21 protein-coding genes are annotated in these 18,268 nt (G+C 64.2%); 7 read left to right on the top strand and 14 right to left on the bottom strand.

Annotated elements, in window-relative coordinates; all coding sequences use genetic code 11:
- Positions 1 to 20 precede the first annotated feature (20 nt).
- The 4 genes from surE to rpoS are packed head-to-tail and all read left to right on the top strand — an operon-like array spanning position 21 to position 3,563.
- A complete protein-coding gene (gene surE / locus BI347_RS05275; RefSeq protein WP_071113623.1) occupies positions 21 to 764 on the top strand; it encodes a 5'/3'-nucleotidase SurE in 744 nt (247 codons plus the stop codon).
- Complete coding sequence (locus BI347_RS05270) at positions 749 to 1,417, top strand: protein-L-isoaspartate(D-aspartate) O-methyltransferase (RefSeq protein WP_071113622.1); 669 nt, start codon at positions 749 to 751, stop codon at positions 1,415 to 1,417. Before surE ends, BI347_RS05270 begins: the two co-directional genes overlap by 16 nt.
- Positions 1,414 to 2,562: a peptidoglycan DD-metalloendopeptidase family protein gene (locus tag BI347_RS05265; protein WP_420837163.1), complete on the top strand. Its 1,149-nt coding sequence runs from the start codon at positions 1,414 to 1,416 to the stop codon at positions 2,560 to 2,562. Before BI347_RS05270 ends, BI347_RS05265 begins: the two co-directional genes overlap by 4 nt.
- Positions 2,563 to 2,612: 50 nt before the next feature.
- Complete coding sequence (rpoS, locus tag BI347_RS05260; protein WP_071113620.1) at positions 2,613 to 3,563, top strand: RNA polymerase sigma factor RpoS; 951 nt, start codon at positions 2,613 to 2,615, stop codon at positions 3,561 to 3,563.
- A gap of 45 nt (positions 3,564 to 3,608) precedes the next feature.
- On the opposite strand, the gene BI347_RS05255 is transcribed toward rpoS, so the two are convergent.
- Genes BI347_RS05255 through BI347_RS05245 form a run of 3 tightly spaced genes read right to left on the bottom strand, consistent with a single transcriptional unit; the run spans position 3,609 to position 7,370 of the window.
- The gene (locus BI347_RS05255; protein WP_071115451.1) at positions 3,609 to 5,537 is read right to left on the bottom strand and encodes a transglutaminase TgpA family protein; all 1,929 of its coding nucleotides are present in this window, start codon (positions 5,535 to 5,537) and stop codon (positions 3,609 to 3,611) included.
- Positions 5,534 to 6,481 (bottom strand): DUF58 domain-containing protein, encoded by a 948-nt coding sequence (locus BI347_RS05250; RefSeq protein WP_071113618.1) that lies wholly within the window; start codon positions 6,479 to 6,481, stop codon positions 5,534 to 5,536. Before BI347_RS05250 ends, BI347_RS05255 begins: the two co-directional genes overlap by 4 nt.
- Positions 6,465 to 7,370, bottom strand: a complete 906-nt coding sequence (locus BI347_RS05245; RefSeq protein ID WP_071115450.1) for an AAA family ATPase — start codon at positions 7,368 to 7,370, stop codon at positions 6,465 to 6,467. The genes BI347_RS05250 and BI347_RS05245 overlap by 17 nt, the downstream gene beginning before the upstream one ends.
- A gap of 74 nt (positions 7,371 to 7,444) precedes the next feature.
- Here BI347_RS05245 and BI347_RS05240 point away from each other — a divergent pair, with 74 nt between their 5' ends.
- A complete protein-coding gene (locus tag BI347_RS05240; RefSeq protein WP_071115449.1) occupies positions 7,445 to 8,404 on the top strand; it encodes a histone deacetylase family protein in 960 nt (319 codons plus the stop codon).
- Positions 8,405 to 8,431: 27 nt separating this feature from the next.
- Entirely contained in the window at positions 8,432 to 9,100 is a 669-nt protein-coding gene (gene lepB / locus BI347_RS05235; RefSeq protein ID WP_071115448.1) for a signal peptidase I, read from the top strand.
- Between the two features lie 66 nt (positions 9,101 to 9,166).
- On the opposite strand, the gene plsY is transcribed toward lepB, so the two are convergent.
- A complete protein-coding gene (plsY, locus tag BI347_RS05230; RefSeq protein ID WP_071113614.1) occupies positions 9,167 to 9,787 on the bottom strand; it encodes a glycerol-3-phosphate 1-O-acyltransferase PlsY in 621 nt (206 codons plus the stop codon).
- An 84-nt stretch (positions 9,788 to 9,871) separates the two neighbouring features.
- Between plsY and BI347_RS05225 the strand changes: the two genes are divergently transcribed.
- Entirely contained in the window at positions 9,872 to 10,231 is a 360-nt protein-coding gene (locus BI347_RS05225; protein WP_071115447.1) for a dihydroneopterin aldolase, read from the top strand.
- An 18-nt stretch (positions 10,232 to 10,249) separates the two neighbouring features.
- On the opposite strand, the gene BI347_RS05220 is transcribed toward BI347_RS05225, so the two are convergent.
- The 10 genes from BI347_RS05220 to BI347_RS05175 form a co-directional block, all read right to left on the bottom strand.
- Entirely contained in the window at positions 10,250 to 10,537 is a 288-nt protein-coding gene (locus tag BI347_RS05220; RefSeq protein ID WP_071113613.1) for a hypothetical protein, read from the bottom strand.
- A gap of 69 nt (positions 10,538 to 10,606) precedes the next feature.
- On the bottom strand, positions 10,607 to 10,996 hold the full coding sequence (locus BI347_RS05215) for a group II truncated hemoglobin (RefSeq protein ID WP_193430991.1): 390 nt from the start codon (positions 10,994 to 10,996) through the stop codon (positions 10,607 to 10,609).
- 102 nt (positions 10,997 to 11,098) lie between these two features.
- The gene (locus tag BI347_RS05210) at positions 11,099 to 12,355 is read right to left on the bottom strand and encodes a D-amino acid dehydrogenase (protein ID WP_071115446.1); all 1,257 of its coding nucleotides are present in this window, start codon (positions 12,353 to 12,355) and stop codon (positions 11,099 to 11,101) included.
- Between the two features lie 105 nt (positions 12,356 to 12,460).
- The gene (locus tag BI347_RS05205) at positions 12,461 to 13,318 is read right to left on the bottom strand and encodes a CheR family methyltransferase (RefSeq protein ID WP_071114134.1); all 858 of its coding nucleotides are present in this window, start codon (positions 13,316 to 13,318) and stop codon (positions 12,461 to 12,463) included.
- Between the two features lie 64 nt (positions 13,319 to 13,382).
- Entirely contained in the window at positions 13,383 to 13,715 is a 333-nt protein-coding gene (gene erpA / locus BI347_RS05200; RefSeq protein WP_420837174.1) for an iron-sulfur cluster insertion protein ErpA, read from the bottom strand.
- A 121-nt stretch (positions 13,716 to 13,836) separates the two neighbouring features.
- Positions 13,837 to 14,865, bottom strand: coding sequence for an N-acetyl-gamma-glutamyl-phosphate reductase (gene argC, locus BI347_RS05195; RefSeq protein WP_071114136.1), 1,029 nt, complete (start codon positions 14,863 to 14,865; stop codon positions 13,837 to 13,839).
- A 144-nt stretch (positions 14,866 to 15,009) separates the two neighbouring features.
- The gene (gene rpsI / locus BI347_RS05190) at positions 15,010 to 15,402 is read right to left on the bottom strand and encodes a 30S ribosomal protein S9 (protein ID WP_043576582.1); all 393 of its coding nucleotides are present in this window, start codon (positions 15,400 to 15,402) and stop codon (positions 15,010 to 15,012) included.
- Between the two features lie 15 nt (positions 15,403 to 15,417).
- Positions 15,418 to 15,846, bottom strand: coding sequence for a 50S ribosomal protein L13 (gene rplM / locus BI347_RS05185; protein ID WP_071114137.1), 429 nt, complete (start codon positions 15,844 to 15,846; stop codon positions 15,418 to 15,420).
- 385 nt (positions 15,847 to 16,231) lie between these two features.
- A complete protein-coding gene (deoD, locus tag BI347_RS05180) occupies positions 16,232 to 16,942 on the bottom strand; it encodes a purine-nucleoside phosphorylase (RefSeq protein ID WP_071114138.1) in 711 nt (236 codons plus the stop codon).
- Between the two features lie 94 nt (positions 16,943 to 17,036).
- A complete protein-coding gene (locus BI347_RS05175) occupies positions 17,037 to 18,254 on the bottom strand; it encodes a phosphopentomutase (protein WP_071114139.1) in 1,218 nt (405 codons plus the stop codon).
- Positions 18,255 to 18,268 lie beyond the last annotated feature (14 nt).

The raw sequence follows: 18,268 nt of genomic DNA, 5'->3' as shown, positions 1-18,268 counted from the left end.
GATACCAACCGAAAGACAGTATGAAGTTTCTGCTCAGCAACGATGACGGTTATTCCGCGCCCGGCCTGGCCATGCTGGCCCAGACGCTGCAACGCTACGGCGACGTGGTGGTGGTAGCCCCGGAGCGCGACCGCAGCGGCGCCAGCAACTCGCTGACGCTGGATAGGCCGCTGACCGTGCGCAAGGCCGCCAACGGCTTTTACTACGTCAACGGCACGCCGACCGACTGCGTGCATCTGGCGGTGACCGGCCTGCTCGACTACCGGCCCGACATGGTGTTCAGCGGCATCAACAACGGCCCCAATATGGGAGACGACACCCTCTACTCCGGCACCGTCGCGGCCGCCACCGAAGGCTTCATGCTGGGGATCCCCTCGATCGCCGTCTCGCTGGCAGGCTACAGCGGGCGGCACTTCGCCACCGCCGGCAAAGTGGTGGAGCAACTGGTGGAGCGCTGCCTGGAGCAGCCTTTCGTCCAGCCGATGCTGCTGAACGTCAATGTCCCCGACTTGCCGGAAGAGGCGCTGGGTCCCTTGTGCGTCAGCCGTCTGGGACGCCGCCATGCCGCGCAGCCGGTAATCAAATCTCAGAATCCGCGCGGAGAAACGATATACTGGGTAGGACCGGTGGGAACCGTGCAGGATGCCGGCGCAGGCACCGATTTCGGCTGCATCGCGGCCGGGCAGGCATCCGTCACCCCGCTGATGCTGGATTTGACCGCCTATGGGCAATTGGACAGGATTTCTACATGGCTTCACCGCTGATACCGAACAGCCAGGCTTACGGCATGCTTTCCGAGCGCACCCGCCGGCGCATGACCGACCGCCTGCGCCAGCATGGCATCAGCGACGAAAGAGTACTCAAGGCCATGCACGAGGTGCCCCGCCACCTGTTCGTCGACCAGGCGCTGGCCACCCGCGCCTACGACGACGTGTCGCTGCCCATCGGCCATGGCCAGACCATCTCCCAGCCGCTGACTGTGGCCAGGATGACCGAACTGCTGCTGCAGGGGCGCCAACCGGGAAAGATCCTCGAAATTGGCACAGGCTGCGGCTACCAGACCGCGGTGCTGCTGAAAACCGGCGCCGAAGTGTATTCGATGGAACGACTGGGCGCGATTCTTGACCAAGCCAGACGCAATCTTCGCGCCGCCAAGCTGGTCCACGCCCGCCTGGTGCATGGCGATGGCAACGTCGGCCTGCCGGAAGCGGCTCCGTTCGACGGTATCATCATCACCGCCGCCGCCCGCGCCGTGCCGAACGCGCTGGTGGAACAGCTGGCGGAAGGCGGCCGGCTGGTGCTGCCGCTGGGCGAAACCGAGCAACATTTGTGGCTGCTGGAAAAAACCACGCAAGGCCTTCAGAAGGCCAAGCTGGACCCGGTAAAATTTGTTCCGCTGCTGAACGGGCGTAGTTGAAACTGCAAAAACGCAACACTATCGCTGTCAGACAATCAAGCAAAACTCTTATTCAACGTTTCAACAAAAAAAACATGCTAAAAATGCATTGCAGGTATGCGTATATATTAGTTGCCGCACTTGGTGCAGGATTGACCGGTTGCAGCAGCATGGCTCAGCAGGCAGCTCCGGTGGAAAACGCGGCGCCAGCCCCTATCGGCCAGGCCAAACCGGCCCCGACGGCGACCTCCGGCAATACCGTCGCCACCCCCTACCGGGACCAGGGCAGCCTGAACGTGCAGCCGGTAGCCAACGCGCCGGCCGCCGGCGGCGACGGCAGCTATGTGGTGAAGCCGGGCGACAATCTGTTCCGCATCTCGCTGAACCATGGCCTGAAGTACAAGGACGTGGCCGCCTGGAACAATCTGCCCGACACCGGCATCAAGGTGGGGCAGGTGCTGCGTCTGACGCCGCCCGGCGGCGCCGCGCAGAACGGCGCGGCCAAGGCGGCGCCGGTGGTCGCGGCGAGCGCCGCGGTCGAACACGCCGCGGCGGTGCCGGCAACGGGCAACGGAACGGTAAAGGCCTATCCCAAAGCCTTGAAGCTGCCGTACGGCAGCGAAGCGGTAAAAGACCTGGCGGCCCAGAGCGAGGGACGTCCTGGCAGCAAGAACAGCGCTCAGGCGTCTGGCCCTGCGGTTTCGCCGGCACCGGGGAAAAAGCCGGAAGCCAGCGCGGCGACTGTCGCTCCGGCTCCCGCCAAGGATGCCAGCGCGCCGGCCGCCAAGCAGGAAGAAGACGCTGTGGCATGGTCCTGGCCGACCGAGGGCAAGGTGGTGAAAGGCTACTCGGACAGCAACAAGGGCGTTGAAATCAGCGGGCGCATGGGTCAAGCGGTGCTCGCAGCAGGTGATGGCAAGGTGGTGTACAGCGGCGCCGGGCTGCGCGGTTACGGCAAGCTGATCATCATCAAACATAACAAGACCTTCCTGTCGGCATATGCGCATAACAGCCAGCTGCTGGTAAAGGAAGGACAGTCTGTCAAGAAAGGGCAGAAGATTGCCGAAATGGGCAATTCCGATGCCGACCAAGTCAAACTGCACTTCGAGATCCGCCGTTTTGGCAAGCCGGTGGACCCGATGCAGTATCTTGAACACAAGTCCTGAACGGGTAGGCACAGCCCCCGTCAGAACAAGACAGCGACGGGGGTAGAGAGATGAGCAACGAAATAGATATCCTGGACGAGAACGAGCTTCTGGACGAGGAAGGCGGCGAGGAAGCCGCCGCCGAAGCAGAAGCGGAAGAGGCCGCGGAAAGCACCGCGGTCTTTGAGGATGTTGTCGCCGACGTCACCCAGATCTATCTGAACGACATCGGCAACAACGCGCTGCTGACCCCGCAGGAGGAACTGGCGCTGGCGCGCAGGGTGGTTGCCGGCGAGTTCGAAGCCCGACAGAAGATGATCGAGCACAATCTGCGGCTGGTGGTCAACATCGCCAAGCACTACATCAACCGCGGGCTGGCGCTGCTCGACCTGATCGAGGAAGGCAATATCGGCCTGATGCACGCGCTGGAGAAGTTCGACCCCGAGCGCGGCTTCCGCTTCTCCACCTATGCCACTTGGTGGATACGCCAGAGCATAGAACGCGCGATCATGAACCAGTCGCGCACCATCCGCCTGCCGGTGCACGTGATCAAGGAACTCAACGTCTACCTGCGCGCCTCGCGCCATCTGGAAAGCCAGATCGGCCGCGAGCCCAGCATAGAGGAAATCGCCCACCTGGTCGGCAAGCCGGTGGAGGATGTGCGCAAGGTGATGAACCTGAACGAGCGCATGGCCTCGCTGGACGCCCCGCTGGACATCGACCCGATGCTGTCCATCGGCGAATCCATCCCCGACGAACAGCATGAAGAGCCGGAACTGCAGCTGCACAACAACCAGCTGGAAATGTTCGTCCACGACTGGCTGAGCCAGCTCAACGAGAAACAGCGGCTGGTGATAGAGCGGCGCTACGGCCTCAACGGCTACGAGATCTGCACGCTGGAGGAGCTGGCGGCATCGCTCAGCCTGACCCGCGAACGGGTCAGGCAGATTCAGATCGAAGGCCTGGAGCAACTGCGCCGCATCCTGCGCCGCAAGGGCATCTCGCGCGATTTCCTGCTCTGAGCCGAACCGGCGCGCAGTACCCCAGCCCGGCTCAGCCGGGCTTTGTCATTTCCAGCGCCTCGCCTGCCGCAACCAGCGCCGCTCCCTCCCGGCATCCGCCACCTGCCGCCGGTAGCGCAATTCGATGTATTCATTGACCAGTCGCTTCAAACGGCGATAATCGTCGCGCGGTAAACCCCTGGCAGCCTTCAGCAACTCCAGCGGCCCCAGTGCAGGACCCGCCGCGATGCTGCGCTTCGCCAAACCCTGCCGTATCAGCTCCCAGCCAGCGGCCATCGGCGCTTGCGCCGGTCGGCGGCGCCACCACAGCATCAACGGCAACACCGCCAGCAGCATGCCGATCAACAAGCCCCGCACCACGCTGCCGCCATCCACTCTAGTCCCCAGGCCCAGCCGCTGGAACACCCCCTGCTGCCGGCTGGCGTCATAGCCGACCACCCACTGCTGCCAGGCGAAATTGGCGGCCGTCCACTGCTGGCGCCAACGCCGCAGCCACTGCGGCGGCAGCACTCCCGCCGCTCCGCCATCGCTGCGCAAGGCCGGCAGCGCCTGCTCCGCAGCCTGTTCCAGCCGGCCAGGCGCCACCGCTGCGGTCGGGTCCACCCGCAGCCATTGCCTCGGGCCGGACAGCCATATCTCCACCCAAGCATGGGCATCGGACGAGCGCACTTGCCAGAAACGGCCTATCGGGTTGTATTCTCCGCCCTGATATCCCACCACCACCCGGGCTGGAATCCCGGCCGCGCGCGCCAGGAACGCGAAGGCGGAGGCGTAGTGTTCGCAGAAGCCCTGCCGGCTGTCGAACAGGAACTGGTCGACAGCCTGCTGGCCAAGCAAGGGCGGTTTCAGGGTATAGCTGAAACCGCCCAGCCGCAGATATTGCAGCGCCTCGCCGGCAAAAGCCTGCTCGCTGCCGGCCTGGCGCGCCAACCTGGCCGCCAAGGCCCGGCTGCGGGGATTGCCGGGCGGCAGCCGCCGGTAGAAAGCCTGCCCGGCGGCCGACAGCGGCGACGGATAACGGCCGCCCAGCCGGCTGGCCAGCGCATAGCGGGCCAATTCGTCCTGCTTCTCGTCCTGGCGCAGCAAGCCTCCCGCCTCCAGGTGGCTGCCCTGGGCCGCCCGCTGCGGCAGGTCCAACGCTGGCAACCGGCCCTTGTCCGGCTTCAGCGTCATACTGTAGGCAACCTGCCTGCCTTCGGCTTGCTGCAAGGGTTCGCCGCGCTGGCCGCCGACATTGATCCAGCGCTGCCCGTCGAAGTCGTCCAGCAACATCACCCGCCAGTACAGCTGGTCCTGGGCCGGCGGCGCGCCGGTGAACGCCACGGAAAATGCCGGCTCGCGATTGAGTATCAGCTGGCTGATGCTGCCCGGCGCCATATCCTCGCCCAGACCGCTGGCGGCGGCGCGCTCCTGGCCCGGCATGCTCCACAGCGGCTCCGGCAGCCGGGGCATCACCACGAACAGCACCAGCATCATCGGCAGGGACAGCAACAGCGCCTGCGCGGCGCTGCGCCAGCTGCCGCGCGGCAAGGCCCCCGCCAGCACCGCCGTGGCCCAGGTCAGCAGCAGCAGGCTAGCCACCAGCCAGGCGGCCATCAGCGGCGACTGGTCGAACAGCAGCGGCATAGCCGCCAGGAAGAAACCCAACGCCAGCAACACCCGCCAGTCGCGCAGACTGGCGGTTTCAAACGCCTTGAAGGCGATCAGCAGCACCAGCAGCGCCACCCCTCCCTCCCTCCCCACCAGGGTCTGCAGGCTGAGCCAGAGCATGGCGATGGCGGCCAGCAGCGTCGGCAGCAGCAGCCAGCGCGATGGCAGGCGGCCGCCGCCATGCTCCAGCCGCGCCCTGCCGGCCAGCGCCGCGACAAACAGAGCCAGCAGCCACCATGGCAGATACCAGGCCAGGGGCAGCGCGGTCCAGCCCAGCGCCAGCAGCACCGGCCAGCTGCGTCCCCGCTCGGCGTCCGGCGTCATGGCCGCCCCCCGAACAAGGCCAGCGCGCTCAGCGCCTGTTCGCGCTGGCGTGGCTGCGGGCCGATCTCGTCGTCCGGCAGGCTCAGCCGGTAGCGCTGCTGGCGGCGCTCGCACTGCTCCACCCGCCAGGCCATCCGCGACAGGCGCCGCTCGGCATCCGCCTCGGCGCCGTAGTCGCTCCAGCGGATCAGCGTCAAGTCGCCGCCGCTCTCGCTGGCGAAGCGCTTGCTGGTCAGCACATCGCGCCGGGCCAACACTTTCCAGGCGATCTGGCGCGGCGTGTCGCCATGGCGGTATGCGTCCAGATGGGAAAAATCGTCGCCGCCGGGCCGGCTTCGGCCGCCGCTGCCGCCATCGCCCTCGCTGCCCCCGCGCGCGGCATCCGGCAACAAGGCCGGATACACCAGCAACCGGGATTGCAAGCGCAATACCGCCCAGGCGCGGATCAGGCCGAACGGCGCTTCGCTCGCCACCACGCAGGCAGGCAGCGCCAGCCAGCCGCGGCCGCTGGTCGGCAGCGTCAGCTCGACGCTGCCGCTGCCCTGCCCCGCCAGGCCGCACGGCAAGCGCCGGTCATCCCCCTGCAAATGCACCTGCAGCTGCCGCTGCAATGCGGACGGATTCTCCAGCACCAGGCGAAAGCAGGCCGGATCGCCGGCAAACACCGCCGCGCCCGGCTCCGCCCGCAGCCGCAACCCGGACAGCTGGCGATAAGCCATCAGCACCGCCACCAGCACCAGGCTGACGATCCAGAACGCCAGCGCGTATGCCAGGCTCACCTGGTAATTGAGCGCGCCCACCCATACCGCCAGCCCCACCGCCAGCAGCAGCAGACCGAAGCGGGTGGGCAGCAGATAGATGCGGCGCTGGGACAGTTCGCAGCGTTCTTCCAGCGGCAGCCGCGCCAGCAGCCAGCGCTGCAGCCGTTCACGGAATCGCGACATGCGAGAGCAAGCGCCCCAGTTCCTGCTCGGCATCGCTGCCGGCCACCGCCTGCAGCCGGTGCGCCGCCACCGGCAGGAAGATGGCCTTGATGTCCTCCGGCAGCAGGTGGTCGCGCCCCGCCAGCAAGGCCCAGCCGCGCGCCGCCGCCACCAGCGCCTGGCCTGCGCGCGGGCTGAGCCCTGTGGCGAACAGGCCGGACTGGCGCGTGGCCTCCAGCAAGGCCAGCAGGTAGTCGGCCAGCGCCGGGCTCACCACCACCGCCGCCGCCTTCTGCTGCAGCGCCAGCAATTCGTCCGGCGTCATCACCGCCTTGAAACGCTCCAGCAGACTGCGGCGGTCCTCGCCCATCAGCAGCGCGCGCTCGGCCTCGCGCGGTGGATAACCCAGAGAAATGCGCATCAGGAAACGGTCCAGCTGCGACTCCGGCAGCGGAAAGGTGCCCATCTGCTCGCCCGGATTCTGAGTGGCGATGACGAAGAACGGCGACGGCAGCGCATGGGTGTCGCCGTCTATCGACACCTGCCTCTCCTCCATCGCCTCCAGCAGCGCCGACTGCACCTTGGGAGACGCGCGGTTGATCTCGTCGGCCAACAGCACCTGGGTGAATACCGGCCCGCGGTGCAGCTCGAAGCGCGCGCTGTCGCGCTGGTAGATGCTGACGCCCAGAATATCGGCCGGCAGCAGGTCACTGGTGAACTGCACCCGGCGGTAATCCAGCCCCAGCACCGTGGCCAGACCATGCGCCAACGTGGTCTTGCCCACGCCGGGCACATCCTCGATCAGCAGGTGGCCGCGGGCGATCAGGCAGGCGAAGGCCAGCCGCAGAGCCTGCGGCTTGCCCAGAATCAGCGTATTCAGTTGCCGGTAGGCAAGGGAGAGTGATTGCATTTGACCCCGGTTGCGCGCAGTATTTATCAAAAATAGATAATCGACATTCCATTGTAAGCACGCAGGGGGCTCTCGTGTTGACTTGGCTGAAAAACCGCTTGCAGCGCAATGGCTTGACCGCCTACATCACCCATGCCGATTGCCTGCAGCACAATATGGGGGTGGGCCACCCCGAGTGTCCGGAGCGGCTGAGCGCCATCCGCGACCAGCTGATGGCCTCGCAGATCTTCGACAGCCTGCAGGAGGTGGAGGCGCCGGAAGTCAGCTACGAACAACTGGCCCGCGTGCATCCGCCGCGCTATGTCGAATACCTGGAAGCCTGCGCGCCCAGCGTGGGCACGTTCCGCATGGACCCGGACACCGCGATGTCGCCCGGCACGCTGAAAGCCGCGCGCCGCGCCGCCGGCGCCGTGGTCAAGGCGGTGGAGCTGGTGGCCGAGGACAAGGCGCCCAACGCCTTCTGCGCCATCCGCCCGCCCGGCCACCATGCCGAAAGCGACAAGGCGATGGGCTTCTGCTTCTTCAATAATATCGCCGTCGGCATCACCCACGCGCTGGCGCATTACAAGTTCGAACGGGTCGCGGTGGTGGATTTCGACGTCCACCACGGCAACGGCACCGAGGAAATCCTGCGCGACGACCCGCGGGTGCTGATGGTGTCCATTTTCCAGCACCCGTTCTATCCCTATAGCGGCGATGTCCCGCTGGGGCCCAATATGCATCACGTGCCGATGCGGGCCGGCAGCGGCGGCCGCGAATTCCGTGAGGCGGTGGAAAACGTCTGGCTGCCGCTCTTGCACGAATTCCAGCCGCAAATGCTGTTCATCTCCGCCGGATTCGACGCCCACCGCGAGGACGACATGGGCTCGCTGGGCCTCACCGAAGCCGACTACGAATGGGTCACCCGCCATCTGCTGCAGATTGCCGACCAGTACTGCGCCGGCCGCGTGGTGTCGGTGCTGGAGGGCGGCTATGACCTGTCGGCGCTGGGCCGCAGCGTCGCCGCCCACATCCGCGTGCTGTCGGATGGCTGATTCAATTTTTGACGATCAAGGAACGCAATGAAGAACTGGCTGCAAAACAACCGCGGCTTCCTGGTTTTCCTGCTGGTTTTCGGCCTGTTCCGCACCGCCGTCGCCGACTGGAACACCATTCCTTCGGGATCGATGCGTCCCACCGTGCTGGAGGGCGACGTGGTGCTGGTCAACCGGCTGGCCTACGACCTGAAGCTGCCGCTGACCAACGTTATTTTGCAGCGCACCGGCGAACCGCAACGCGGCGACATCGTCACTTTCTCGTCGCCCAAGGACCGCACCCGCCTGATCAAACGGCTGGTGGCGCTGCCCGGCGACATCGTGGAAATGCGCAACGAGGAACTGCGGATCAACGGCCAGGCCGCGCATTACCAGCCCTTGCAGCAGCGGATGGAAAACGTCGCCGCCCATACCGTCCTGCCGGCGCTACGCTCCCGAGAGAGCGGCGTACTGCCACCGCACCGCGTGCAATGGCCGGCCGGAGTCGACGCCCGCAGCAGCTTCGGCCCGCTCAAGGTGCCAGCCGGGCAGTACCTGATGCTGGGCGACAACCGCGACGACAGCGCCGACTCGCGCTACTTCGGCACGGTGCCGCGCAATCTGCTGATAGGCCGGGCGATGGGCGTGATCGCCTCCGCCGACATCACCGGCAACGGGATGCCGCGCTCGAGCCGCTTCGCCAGCGACTTCCACTAAACCATCCATTCACAAACAAAAAGCCGTCCCCAGAGGGACGGCTTTTGCTTGGCTGGCGCTCAGGCGTCAGCTGGCGTCGGTCTTGCCGCCTATCTTGTCTTCCTGCCCGGTCATCAGCTTGATCAGGTTGGACTTGTGCCGATGTATGACTAGGATCGCGATGATGATGCAGGTGCCGAAAAACACGCTCTTGGGGCCGACGATGAAATAGGCGTACACCGGCACCAGCACGCAGGCGACCAAAGCCGACAGCGACGAGATCTTCACCACGAAGGCCATGAACAGCCAGGTGGCCAATGCAGCCAGCGCCAGCCAGACATTGATGCCCAGCAGAATGCCTACCGCGGTAGCCACGCCCTTGCCGCCCTTGAAGCCGAAGAACACCGGCCACATGTGGCCGAACAGCACCGCCAGCGCGCACATGGCGATGCCCTGATCGCTCAGGCCGTAGCGCGGCCCCAGCCAGGATGCCAGCGCCACCGCCAGCCAGCCCTTGGCGCCGTCGCCAATCAGGGTCAGCACCGCGGCCAGCTTCTTGCCGCTGCGCAGCACATTGGTGGCACCGGGGTTGCCCGAGCCGTAGCTGCGCGGGTCGGCCATGCCCATCGCCTTGCTGACGATCACGGCGAAAGACAGCGAGCCGATCAGGTAGGCCGCAATGACAAAAGCAAATGCTGTCGTGGTCATGGTCGAGGAGTATCCGTTAGATTAGAATAGGAGGCTTCGGATTTTACGGTATCGGGCGGCAAAGCCCAACCACCTGACAGACAGATGGACATCATATTCCTGCGCGAAGTGCGCGCCGACACCGTGATCGGCGTGTATGACTGGGAGCGCAAAGCCGCTCAGACCATTGAGATCGACCTGGAAATCGGCATTCCCAGCGACACGCCCTGCCATAGCGACAATATCGGCGACACCATCCACTACGGCGTGGTGGTGGAGCGGCTGCGCCAATCGCTGGAGGAACAGCACTTCCTGCTGCTGGAGGCGCTGGCGGAACATATCGCCAAAATGGTGCGCGAGGAGTTCGGCGCGCCATGGGTGCGGGTGGCGGTCACCAAGCTAGGCATCCTGCCGGGAGTCAAGCGGGTGGGGGTGCAGATCGAACGCGGCCACCGGCCGCATTGAGGCGGCGCGGCGGGGACATCAGTCGGTATTGAATTTCAGCCGCAAGCCGACATCCTTGTGGTTCATCTTGACCGACAAGTGGGTATGCTTGCCCAGATCCAGCGCCGGGGCCAAACGCATCGCATGGCTTTCCGGATCCTGCTCCAGGCGCAACGGCCCCAACTGCAAGCCCTTGGGCAGCAGCTCTTGCTGCTGCACCGAAGGATCGCGCGGCGAGGCGCACATCAGCGCCTGCGGCAGACAGCCAGCCCAAGCAACCTGGCACGCCAGGGCGATGGCGAGCGGCGATAGCGGACAGCGTCCCATGACCAGACTCCGCGCGTGGATACTCTAATCATGGACAAGGCCGCGCCGACTTCAAGCCTATCTTGAACCTTACTGGTTGCGCATGAAGTCGGCGGTGTTGTAGAACGCCTCCAGCAGTTTATGCTTCAGCCAGTCTTCCACCACCAGTTCGCCCACCGCTTGCCGCATGCACAACATCCACTGGTCGCGCGCCGCCTCGTCCACCGCAAACGGCATGTGGCGCATGCGCAAACGCGGGTGGCCAAAGGCTTCCATATACAACGACGGTCCACCCAGCCAGCCTGACAGGAACATGAACAGCTTTTGCCTGGATCCTGCCAGATCGGCCGGATGCATCGCCCGCAAAGGCGCAACCGCCGGCTCGCTGTCCATGATGTCGTAAAAACGGTCGCACAACCAACGCACCACCCCTTCGCCGCCCAGCAACTGGTACGGCGTCATTTCCTGCACTTCGCTCATTCGCACTCCATTGGCCGGTTTCATCTACCCGGCGCATCCTTCAGACAGGCGCCTGCCGCGACCCCCGTTCCAACCCGTTCCGCTTTGCGGCCGCTACCGCTATTACAAGCCTAAAAAGGCGAAATCCAGTTGCGGCCGCCTGCCGCTGACGATCTCGGCCAGCGCCCTGCCCGAGCCAGCCCCTTCGGTCCAGCCCAGCGTGCCATGGCCGGTGTTCAGATACAGCCGCCCAAGCGCGCTCTTGCCTATCAGCGGCACATTGCCCGGCGTGGCCGGCCGCAAGCCGCTCCAGAAGCGGGCGGAGTCCCAGTCGCAAGCATCGGGAAACAGAGCCCGGCCGCGCCGGATCAGCGCCTGGCAGCGCACCGGATTGAGGCTGGAGGAATAACCGGCCAGCTCAGCGGTGCCCGCGATGCGCAGCTGGTCGCCCAGCCGGCTGAACACCAGCTTGCAAGCCTCGTCGGTAATGCTGACCATAGGCGCGGCAATCAGGCTTTTCACCGGCACCGTCGCGGAATACCCCTTGGCCGGATAGATGGGAAGACGCAGCCCCAAAGGCGCCGTGAGCAACGGCGAGTGGCTGCCCAGCGCCAGCACGTAGGCATCGGCCGTCAGTTGCTGGTAGCTGCCGTCCGGCAGGGTCACCGATACCGCGCGCACCTCGCCGTCGGCCGTCTCCAACGCATTGATCCGGGTATTGTAGCGGAACTCCACCCCCAGCCCGGCAGCAGCCTCGGCCAAGCCACGGGTGAACAGGTGGACATCGCCGGATTCGTCGTCCGGGCACCAGCTGGCGCCCGCCAACTGCGGCAATACCGGCTCCAGCGCCGGCTCTAGCGCCAGCAGTTGCCCGGGAGACAATACCCGCTTGTCCACTCCCAGCGCCTGCAATTGCGCGGCGCTGCGCTCGGCGCGGCGCAATTGGCAGACATCGTAATGCAGGCTCAGGATGCCGCGCGACAGGCGGCGGTAGGAGATGCCGGTCTCGTCGCGCAGTTGCCGCATCGCGTCGCGGCTGTACAGCCCCAGCGCCACCATCTGCCGCATATTGGCAAGGTGGCGACCAGGCAGGCATTCGCGCAGGAAGCCGGCCACCCAGCGCCACTGCGCCGGCTCCAGCCGCGGCCGGAACAGCAGCGGAGCGTCGTCGCGCCACAGCCAGCGCAACACCTGCCACGGCGCGCGCGGATTTGCCCAAGGCTCCGACTGGCTGACCGACAGCTGGCCGCCATTGGCAAAACTGGTTTCCCGCGCCGCGCCGCAGGCGCGCTCCACCACCACCACCTCATGCCCCATCCTGGCCAGGAACCAGGCGGTGGACACGCCCACCACCCCGGCGCCGAGTACCGCCACTCGCATTTTGCCTCCATCCGACAAGACAACGGGCAAGACTGGCTTGCCCGTTCAAGACGTGATGTTAATGGCAATCGCCCGCCGCGGCGACTGTTTTGTCAGACAAACAGTCTATTTTTTGGCGTGTTCATAAACCGTCTTGCCACGCAGATGAAAGTAGTCCGAGGCGAAGTAGAAGTTTTCCGAATGGCCGACAAACAGCAGGCCGTCGGACTTGAGCAGCGGCGCGAAGCGCTTGAGCACTCCGAACTGGGTGTCACGGTCGAAATAGATCATCACGTTGCGGCAGAAGATGGCGTCGAATTGTTTCTTCACCGCCCAGTTGCTTTCCACCAGATTCAGCCGCTGGAAAGTGATCATATTGCGCAGCGCCGCCTTGGCCTGGTAACTGCCGTCCGCCAGCTTGTCGAAGTATTTGACCGCGTGGCCGGCCGGCAGCCTGGCGATCTTGTCGGCCGGATAGATGCCCTTGCGGCCGGTTTCCAGCACACTGGTGTCCAGATCGGTGGCGAACACGCTGATATTCGGCTTGGACATGCCGGGGAAAGCCTCCAGCGCGGTGATGGCCAGCGAGTAAGGCTCCTCGCCGGTGGAAGCCGCCGCGCACCAGATCGCCAACTCGCCGCTGGCCGCTGCCTTTTTCTTCAGATGCTCGGACAGGATGGGGAAATGGTGCTCTTCGCGGAAGAAGAAAGTCAGGTTGGTGGTCAGCGCGTTGACGAACTGCTCGAATTCGCGCTTGCCGCCGATGGACTCCAGGAAATCGACATAGGCGGCGAAACCCGGCAGCTTCAATTCGCGGATGCGGCGCACCAGCCGGCCGTAAACCATGTCCTTCTTGGACGGATTGAGGGCGATGCCCGCTTCTTTGTAAATCAGCTTGCGTATGCGTTCGAAGTCGGCGTCGCTGAAGGCGAACTCGCGGTTGAATTCAATCTTGGGCAATACCACCGGCGGCAGCTTGTTCATGTACGGGATTCCAGCAAAAAGGCCCGGGCAAGTGCCCGGGCCTGGTTCTTACCATGGTCCAGTATCACACCGAGAACGAAGAACCACAACCACAAGTGGTGGTGGCGTTCGGGTTGCGGATCACAAACTGCGAACCTTCCAGGCTTTCCTGATAGTCGATTTCGGCGCCGACCAGATACTGGTAGCTCATCGGATCCACTAGGAAAGTCACACCCTGGCGCTCGATGGCGGTGTCGTCCTCGTTGGCGATCTCATCGAAGGTGAAACCGTATTGGAAACCGGAACAGCCGCCGCCGGAGACGAAGACGCGCAGCTTCAGGTCGGGATTGCCCTCTTCCGCGATCAGATCCTGCACCTTGGTGCAGGCGCTGTCGGTGAAGTTGATCGGGCACGGCATTTCGGTAGCAGCTTCTGTCATGTGTAACCTCGCAATTCAATCAGGCCGGTATGCGGCCATTCACCCACTATTTTAGTCGGATATCGGGGCGGATGGCGAGCATTCAAGCCCCTGCGCGCCATCAAGGCAACAGCGGCACCACATCCAGCCCATCCTGCTCCGGCAGACCGAACATCAGGTTCATGTTCTGCACCGCCTGGCCGGCCGCGCCTTTGACCAGATTGTCTATCACCGACAATACCACCACAGTGTCGCCCCCCTGCGGCCGATGGACCGCGATGCGGCACAGATTGGCGCCACGCACCGAGCGCGTCTCCGGGTGACTGCCGGCCGGCAGCACATCGACAAAGGCTTCGCCGGCGTAGCGCCGCTCGAACAGCTGCTGCAGATCGATCTCCCTGGACAGGCGGCCGTACAGGGTAGCGTGAATGCCGCGTATCATCGGCGTCAGGTGCGGCACGAAGGTCAGCCCCACCGCGTTGCCCGTCGCCCGGGACAGGCCTTGGCGGATTTCCGGCAGATGGCGGTGGCCGGCCACGCCGTAAGCCTTGAAGGAATCGCCGGCCTCGGCCAGCAAAGCGCCGATTTCACCCTTGCGCCCCGCCCCGGACACGCCGGACTTGCAGTCGGCGATCAGGCTGGACGGATCAATCGCGCCGGCTTCCAGCAAGGGCAGGAAGCCCAGTTGCACCGCGGTCGGATAGCAGCCTGGATTGGCCACCAGCCGCGCGCGGCGTATGGCTTCGCGGTTGACTTCCGGCAAACCGTAGACCGCGTCGGCAATCAGTTGCGGAGCGGCATGCTTGACGCCGTACCATTGCTCCCATTCCTGCACATCCTGGATGCGGAAGTCGGCCGCCAGGTCTATCACCCGCACGCCGGCATCCAGAAGCGCGCTTGCCTCCTGCATCGCGATGCCGTTGGGCGTGGCGAAGAACACCACATCGCATTTCTGCAAACGGGCCTCGTCCGGCGTGGTGAACGCCAGATCGATGCGGCCGCGCAAGCTGGGAAACATGTCGTCGACGCGGATGCCCGCATCCTTGCGCGAGGTCACCGCCGTCACCCTGGCCTGCGGATGCTTGGCCAGCAAGCGCAGCAATTCCACACCGGTGTATCCGGTTCCTCCGACGATCCCAACCTTGATCATGGCCAGCCCTTTACATAAAAAAATGTCGCAAAGGCGACAGTTTAGGCAGCGTAGGCTGTGGCGGCAAGTGCACAGCGGCACAAAAAACAAAAAAACCGCCGGGCCGAAGCCAAGCGGTTTTTTGCGAAAACAGTATCCGGCGAATTAACGCTTGGAGAACTGCTTGGCGCGACGTGCTTTGCGCAGGCCAACCTTTTTACGCTCAACTTCACGAGCGTCGCGGGTCACGTAGCCTGCAGCCGACAGAGCCGGCTTCAGAACTGCGTCGAAGTCGATCAGGGCACGGGTGATGCCATGACGGATCGCGCCGGCTTGGCCGGTTTCGCCGCCGCCAACCACGTTTACTTTGATGTCAAAGGATTCGAGGTTTTCGGTCAGGACCAGCGGCTGGCGGATAACCATGCGACCGGTTTCACGGGCAAAATACTCGTCAACCGGCTTGCCGTTAACGATGATCTGGCCGGAACCCTTTTGCATGAACACGCGAGCAACGGAGCTCTTGCGACGGCCGGTGCCGTAGTAGTATTTACCGTTCATTGTTATGCCTTAAAATCAGATTTCCAGCACTTTGGGCTGTTGGGCGGAGTGCGGATGCTCGGAACCAGAGTACACCTTGAGCTTCTTGATCATGGCGTAACCCAGCGGACCCTTCGGCAGCATGCCTTTTACGGCCTTTTCCAGAACGCGCTCCGGGAACTGGTTTTGCAGTTCGGTGAAGTTGCGCTCGTAGATGCCGCCCGGGTAACCGGAGTGACGGTAGTACTTTTTGTCCAGAGCTTTGGTACCGGTAACACGCAGCTTCTCAACATTCACCACGACGATGAAATCGCCGGTGTCAACGTGAGGAGTGAATTCCGGCTTGTGTTTGCCACGCAGGCGGCGGGCGATTTCGGCAGCAAGGCGACCCAGCACCTTATCGGCGGCGTCGACCACGTACCATTCGCGCTTTACCTCATGCGGCTTGGCAGAAAAGGTCTTCATGGAACTCTTCCATCGTAATTCTTGAAAGTTACGGATTCTAGTGCAGTGGCTGGGTAGCTGTCAAACCCTTGTGACACAACAGATTTCCGCAAGGCGGCAAACGACGGAATCCGGGCGGAAAAACAGACAAAAAAAAGCGCAACGCTGAGACGTGTTGCGCCAAGTTCCACCTTAGAAGGAGGATGGAGGAGACAACACCAGGAACGCCACAGTGCGTAACGCCCTGATGCAATACCAATTATCGGTATCCCATCGGGATTAGGCAAGCACTTTTTGTGCAGTGCACGATAAATGCGGTGCGCCAATGACACACCATGTTGCGCAAAGCATGAACCGGCGCGACGGAACCCTCCCGCCGCGCCAGTTTTTCCGCAAAATCAGCGCCTTACAGCTTCACCGCCGCGTCCAGCGCCACTTCCATCATGTCGCGGAAGGAGGTCTGGCGCTCCTCGGCGCTGGTGGCCTCGCCGGTCGGAATAATGTCCGACACGGTCAGAATGCCCACCGCACGCGCGCCGTACTGGGCGGCCACGCTGTAGATGCCGGCCAGCTCCATTTCGATCACGTTGACCTGCATCCTGGCCAGCACCTCCAGCATGTTCGGCTGCACGCCGTAGAACAGGTCGGCGGAGAACACATTGCCGACGGTGATCTTCTTGCCCTGCTCGGCGGCGGTGTCCACCACCGTGCGCAGCAGGGTGTAATCGGCGATAGCGGCGTAATCGTGGTCGTGGAAGCGCATGCGGTTGACCTTGCTGTCGGTCGACGCGCCCATCGCGACGAACAGCTCGCGCAGCTTGATGTCGGGTGTCACCGCGCCGCAGGAGCCGATGCGGATGATGTTCTTGACGCCGTAGTCCTTGACCAGCTCGGTGGTGTAGATGCTGGCGGACGGAATGCCCATGCCATGCGCCATCACAGACAGTCGCTTGCCCTTGTAGCTGCCGGTGTAGCCGAAGATGTTGCGCACGTTGGTGACCTGCTCGGCGCCCTCCAGGAAGGTTTCGGCGATCAGCTGCGCGCGCAGCGGGTCGCCCGGCATCAGTATGGTTTCGGCGAAGGCGCCATCCTTGGCGTTGATATGCGGGGTTGCCATTCAAGGTCTCCTCTAGAAATCGGTCTGGCCACGGTCCGCGGCGCGGACCGTGAAAATGGGAACGGGCCGCCTAAGCGGCCCGTCATTGCCTGGATCAGTCCAGGAAGGACGTGCCGTAATCCATCGCCGGCAGGCCCAGATGGCTGGCGACGCTCTGGCCGATATCGGCGAAGGTGGCGCGTTCGCCGATGGCGCCCGGCTTCACCCTCCTGCCGTAGCACAGCACCGGGATATGCTCGCGGGTGTGGTCGGAACCGGGCCAGGTGGGATCGCAGCCGTGATCGGCGGACAAGATCAGGATATCGTCGTCGCCAAGCGCCGCCATCACCTCGGGCAGGCGCGCGTCGAACTCCTCCAAAGCGGCGGCGTAGCCCGCGGTATTGCGGCGATGGCCGTAGCTGGAGTCGAAATCGACGAAGTTGGCCATGATGATGGCCGGCTTGTCCTGATGCTGATGCATGGCGGTCAGCGTGGCGTCCCACAATTGGTCGAAGCCGGTGGCCTTGTGCTTGTGGGTGATGCCGACATGAGCGTAGATGTCGGCGATCTTGCCTATCGACACCACGTCGCCGCCGGCGTCGGCCAGCTTCTTCAACACCGTAGGCGCCGGCGGCTCCACCGCCAGATCCTTGCGGTTGCCGGTACGGGCGAACTTGCCCGCGCCCTCGCCGACGAAGGGCCGGGCGATCACGCGGCCTATATTGTAAGGCTCCAGCAGCTCGCGGGTGATCTTGCACAGCTGGTACAGCCGTTCCAGCCCGAAGGTCTCTTCGTGGCAGGCGATCTGGAACACCGAATCGGCCGAGGTGTAGAAGATGGGCTTGCCGCTCTTCATATGCTCCTCGCCCAGACGGTCGAGTATCTCGGTGCCGGAGGCGTGGCAGTTGCCCAGATAGCCCGGTAGCCCGGCCTGCTCGACGATGGCGTCCAGCAGCTCCTGCGGGAAACTGTCGTCGTGGTCGCTGAAGTAGCCCCAGTCGAACAGCACCGGCACGCCGGCGATCTCCCAGTGGCCGGATGGGGTGTCCTTGCCGCTGGAAATCTCCCGCGCGTAACCGTAGGCCGCTTCCGGCGCCGCCGCGTCCATTCCTTCCGGGAAATAGCCCGACGACAGCCGGCAGGCGTGAGCCAGGCCCATCCGCGACAGGTTCGGCAGCTTGAGCGGGCCATTGCGGCCGATATCGGCGCGCCCTGCGGCCGCCTCCATCGCGATATGGCCCAACGTGTTGCTGCCGGTGTCCCCGAACTTGGGCGCGTCGGCCGCCGCGCCTATGCCCAGCGAGTCGAGGATTAATATGATTGCGCGTTTCATGCTGCCTCCCGGGC

It is taken from the genome of Chromobacterium sphagni (assembly GCF_001855575.1).
Taxonomy (GTDB): Bacteria; Pseudomonadota; Gammaproteobacteria; order Burkholderiales; family Chromobacteriaceae; genus Chromobacterium; species Chromobacterium sphagni.
The sequence above is the reverse complement of the archived record's forward strand: the minus strand, read 5'-3'. Positions and strand labels throughout refer to the sequence as shown.

Excerpts from the sequence above, each read along its gene's own strand:
- surE (WP_071113623.1), top strand. The coding sequence starts at position 21 with ATGAAGTTTCTGCTCAGCAACGATGACGGTTATTCCGCGCCCGGCCTG.
- BI347_RS05270 (WP_071113622.1), top strand. The coding sequence starts at position 749 with ATGGCTTCACCGCTGATACCGAACAGCCAGGCTTACGGCATGCTTTCC.
- plsY (WP_071113614.1), bottom strand. The coding sequence starts at position 9,787 with ATGACCACGACAGCATTTGCTTTTGTCATTGCGGCCTACCTGATCGGC.
- BI347_RS05175 (WP_071114139.1), bottom strand. The coding sequence starts at position 18,254 with ATGAAACGCGCAATCATATTAATCCTCGACTCGCTGGGCATAGGCGCG.
- deoD (WP_071114138.1), bottom strand. The coding sequence starts at position 16,942 with ATGGCAACCCCGCATATCAACGCCAAGGATGGCGCCTTCGCCGAAACC.
- erpA (WP_420837174.1), bottom strand. The coding sequence starts at position 13,715 with ATGCCGTGCCCGATCAACTTCACCGACAGCGCCTGCACCAAGGTGCAG.
- BI347_RS05245 (WP_071115450.1), bottom strand. The coding sequence starts at position 7,370 with ATGCAATCACTCTCCCTTGCCTACCGGCAACTGAATACGCTGATTCTG.
- rpsI (WP_043576582.1), bottom strand. The coding sequence starts at position 15,402 with ATGAACGGTAAATACTACTACGGCACCGGCCGTCGCAAGAGCTCCGTT.
- rpoS (WP_071113620.1), top strand. The coding sequence starts at position 2,613 with ATGAGCAACGAAATAGATATCCTGGACGAGAACGAGCTTCTGGACGAG.
- BI347_RS05210 (WP_071115446.1), bottom strand. The coding sequence starts at position 12,355 with ATGCGAGTGGCGGTACTCGGCGCCGGGGTGGTGGGCGTGTCCACCGCC.
- BI347_RS05255 (WP_071115451.1), bottom strand. The coding sequence starts at position 5,537 with ATGACGCCGGACGCCGAGCGGGGACGCAGCTGGCCGGTGCTGCTGGCG.
- BI347_RS05250 (WP_071113618.1), bottom strand. The coding sequence starts at position 6,481 with ATGTCGCGATTCCGTGAACGGCTGCAGCGCTGGCTGCTGGCGCGGCTG.
- argC (WP_071114136.1), bottom strand. The coding sequence starts at position 14,865 with ATGATCAAGGTTGGGATCGTCGGAGGAACCGGATACACCGGTGTGGAA.
- lepB (WP_071115448.1), top strand. The coding sequence starts at position 8,432 with ATGAAGAACTGGCTGCAAAACAACCGCGGCTTCCTGGTTTTCCTGCTG.
- BI347_RS05220 (WP_071113613.1), bottom strand. The coding sequence starts at position 10,537 with ATGGGACGCTGTCCGCTATCGCCGCTCGCCATCGCCCTGGCGTGCCAG.
- BI347_RS05205 (WP_071114134.1), bottom strand. The coding sequence starts at position 13,318 with ATGAACAAGCTGCCGCCGGTGGTATTGCCCAAGATTGAATTCAACCGC.
- rplM (WP_071114137.1), bottom strand. The coding sequence starts at position 15,846 with ATGAAGACCTTTTCTGCCAAGCCGCATGAGGTAAAGCGCGAATGGTAC.
- BI347_RS05225 (WP_071115447.1), top strand. The coding sequence starts at position 9,872 with ATGGACATCATATTCCTGCGCGAAGTGCGCGCCGACACCGTGATCGGC.
- BI347_RS05215 (WP_193430991.1), bottom strand. The coding sequence starts at position 10,996 with ATGAGCGAAGTGCAGGAAATGACGCCGTACCAGTTGCTGGGCGGCGAA.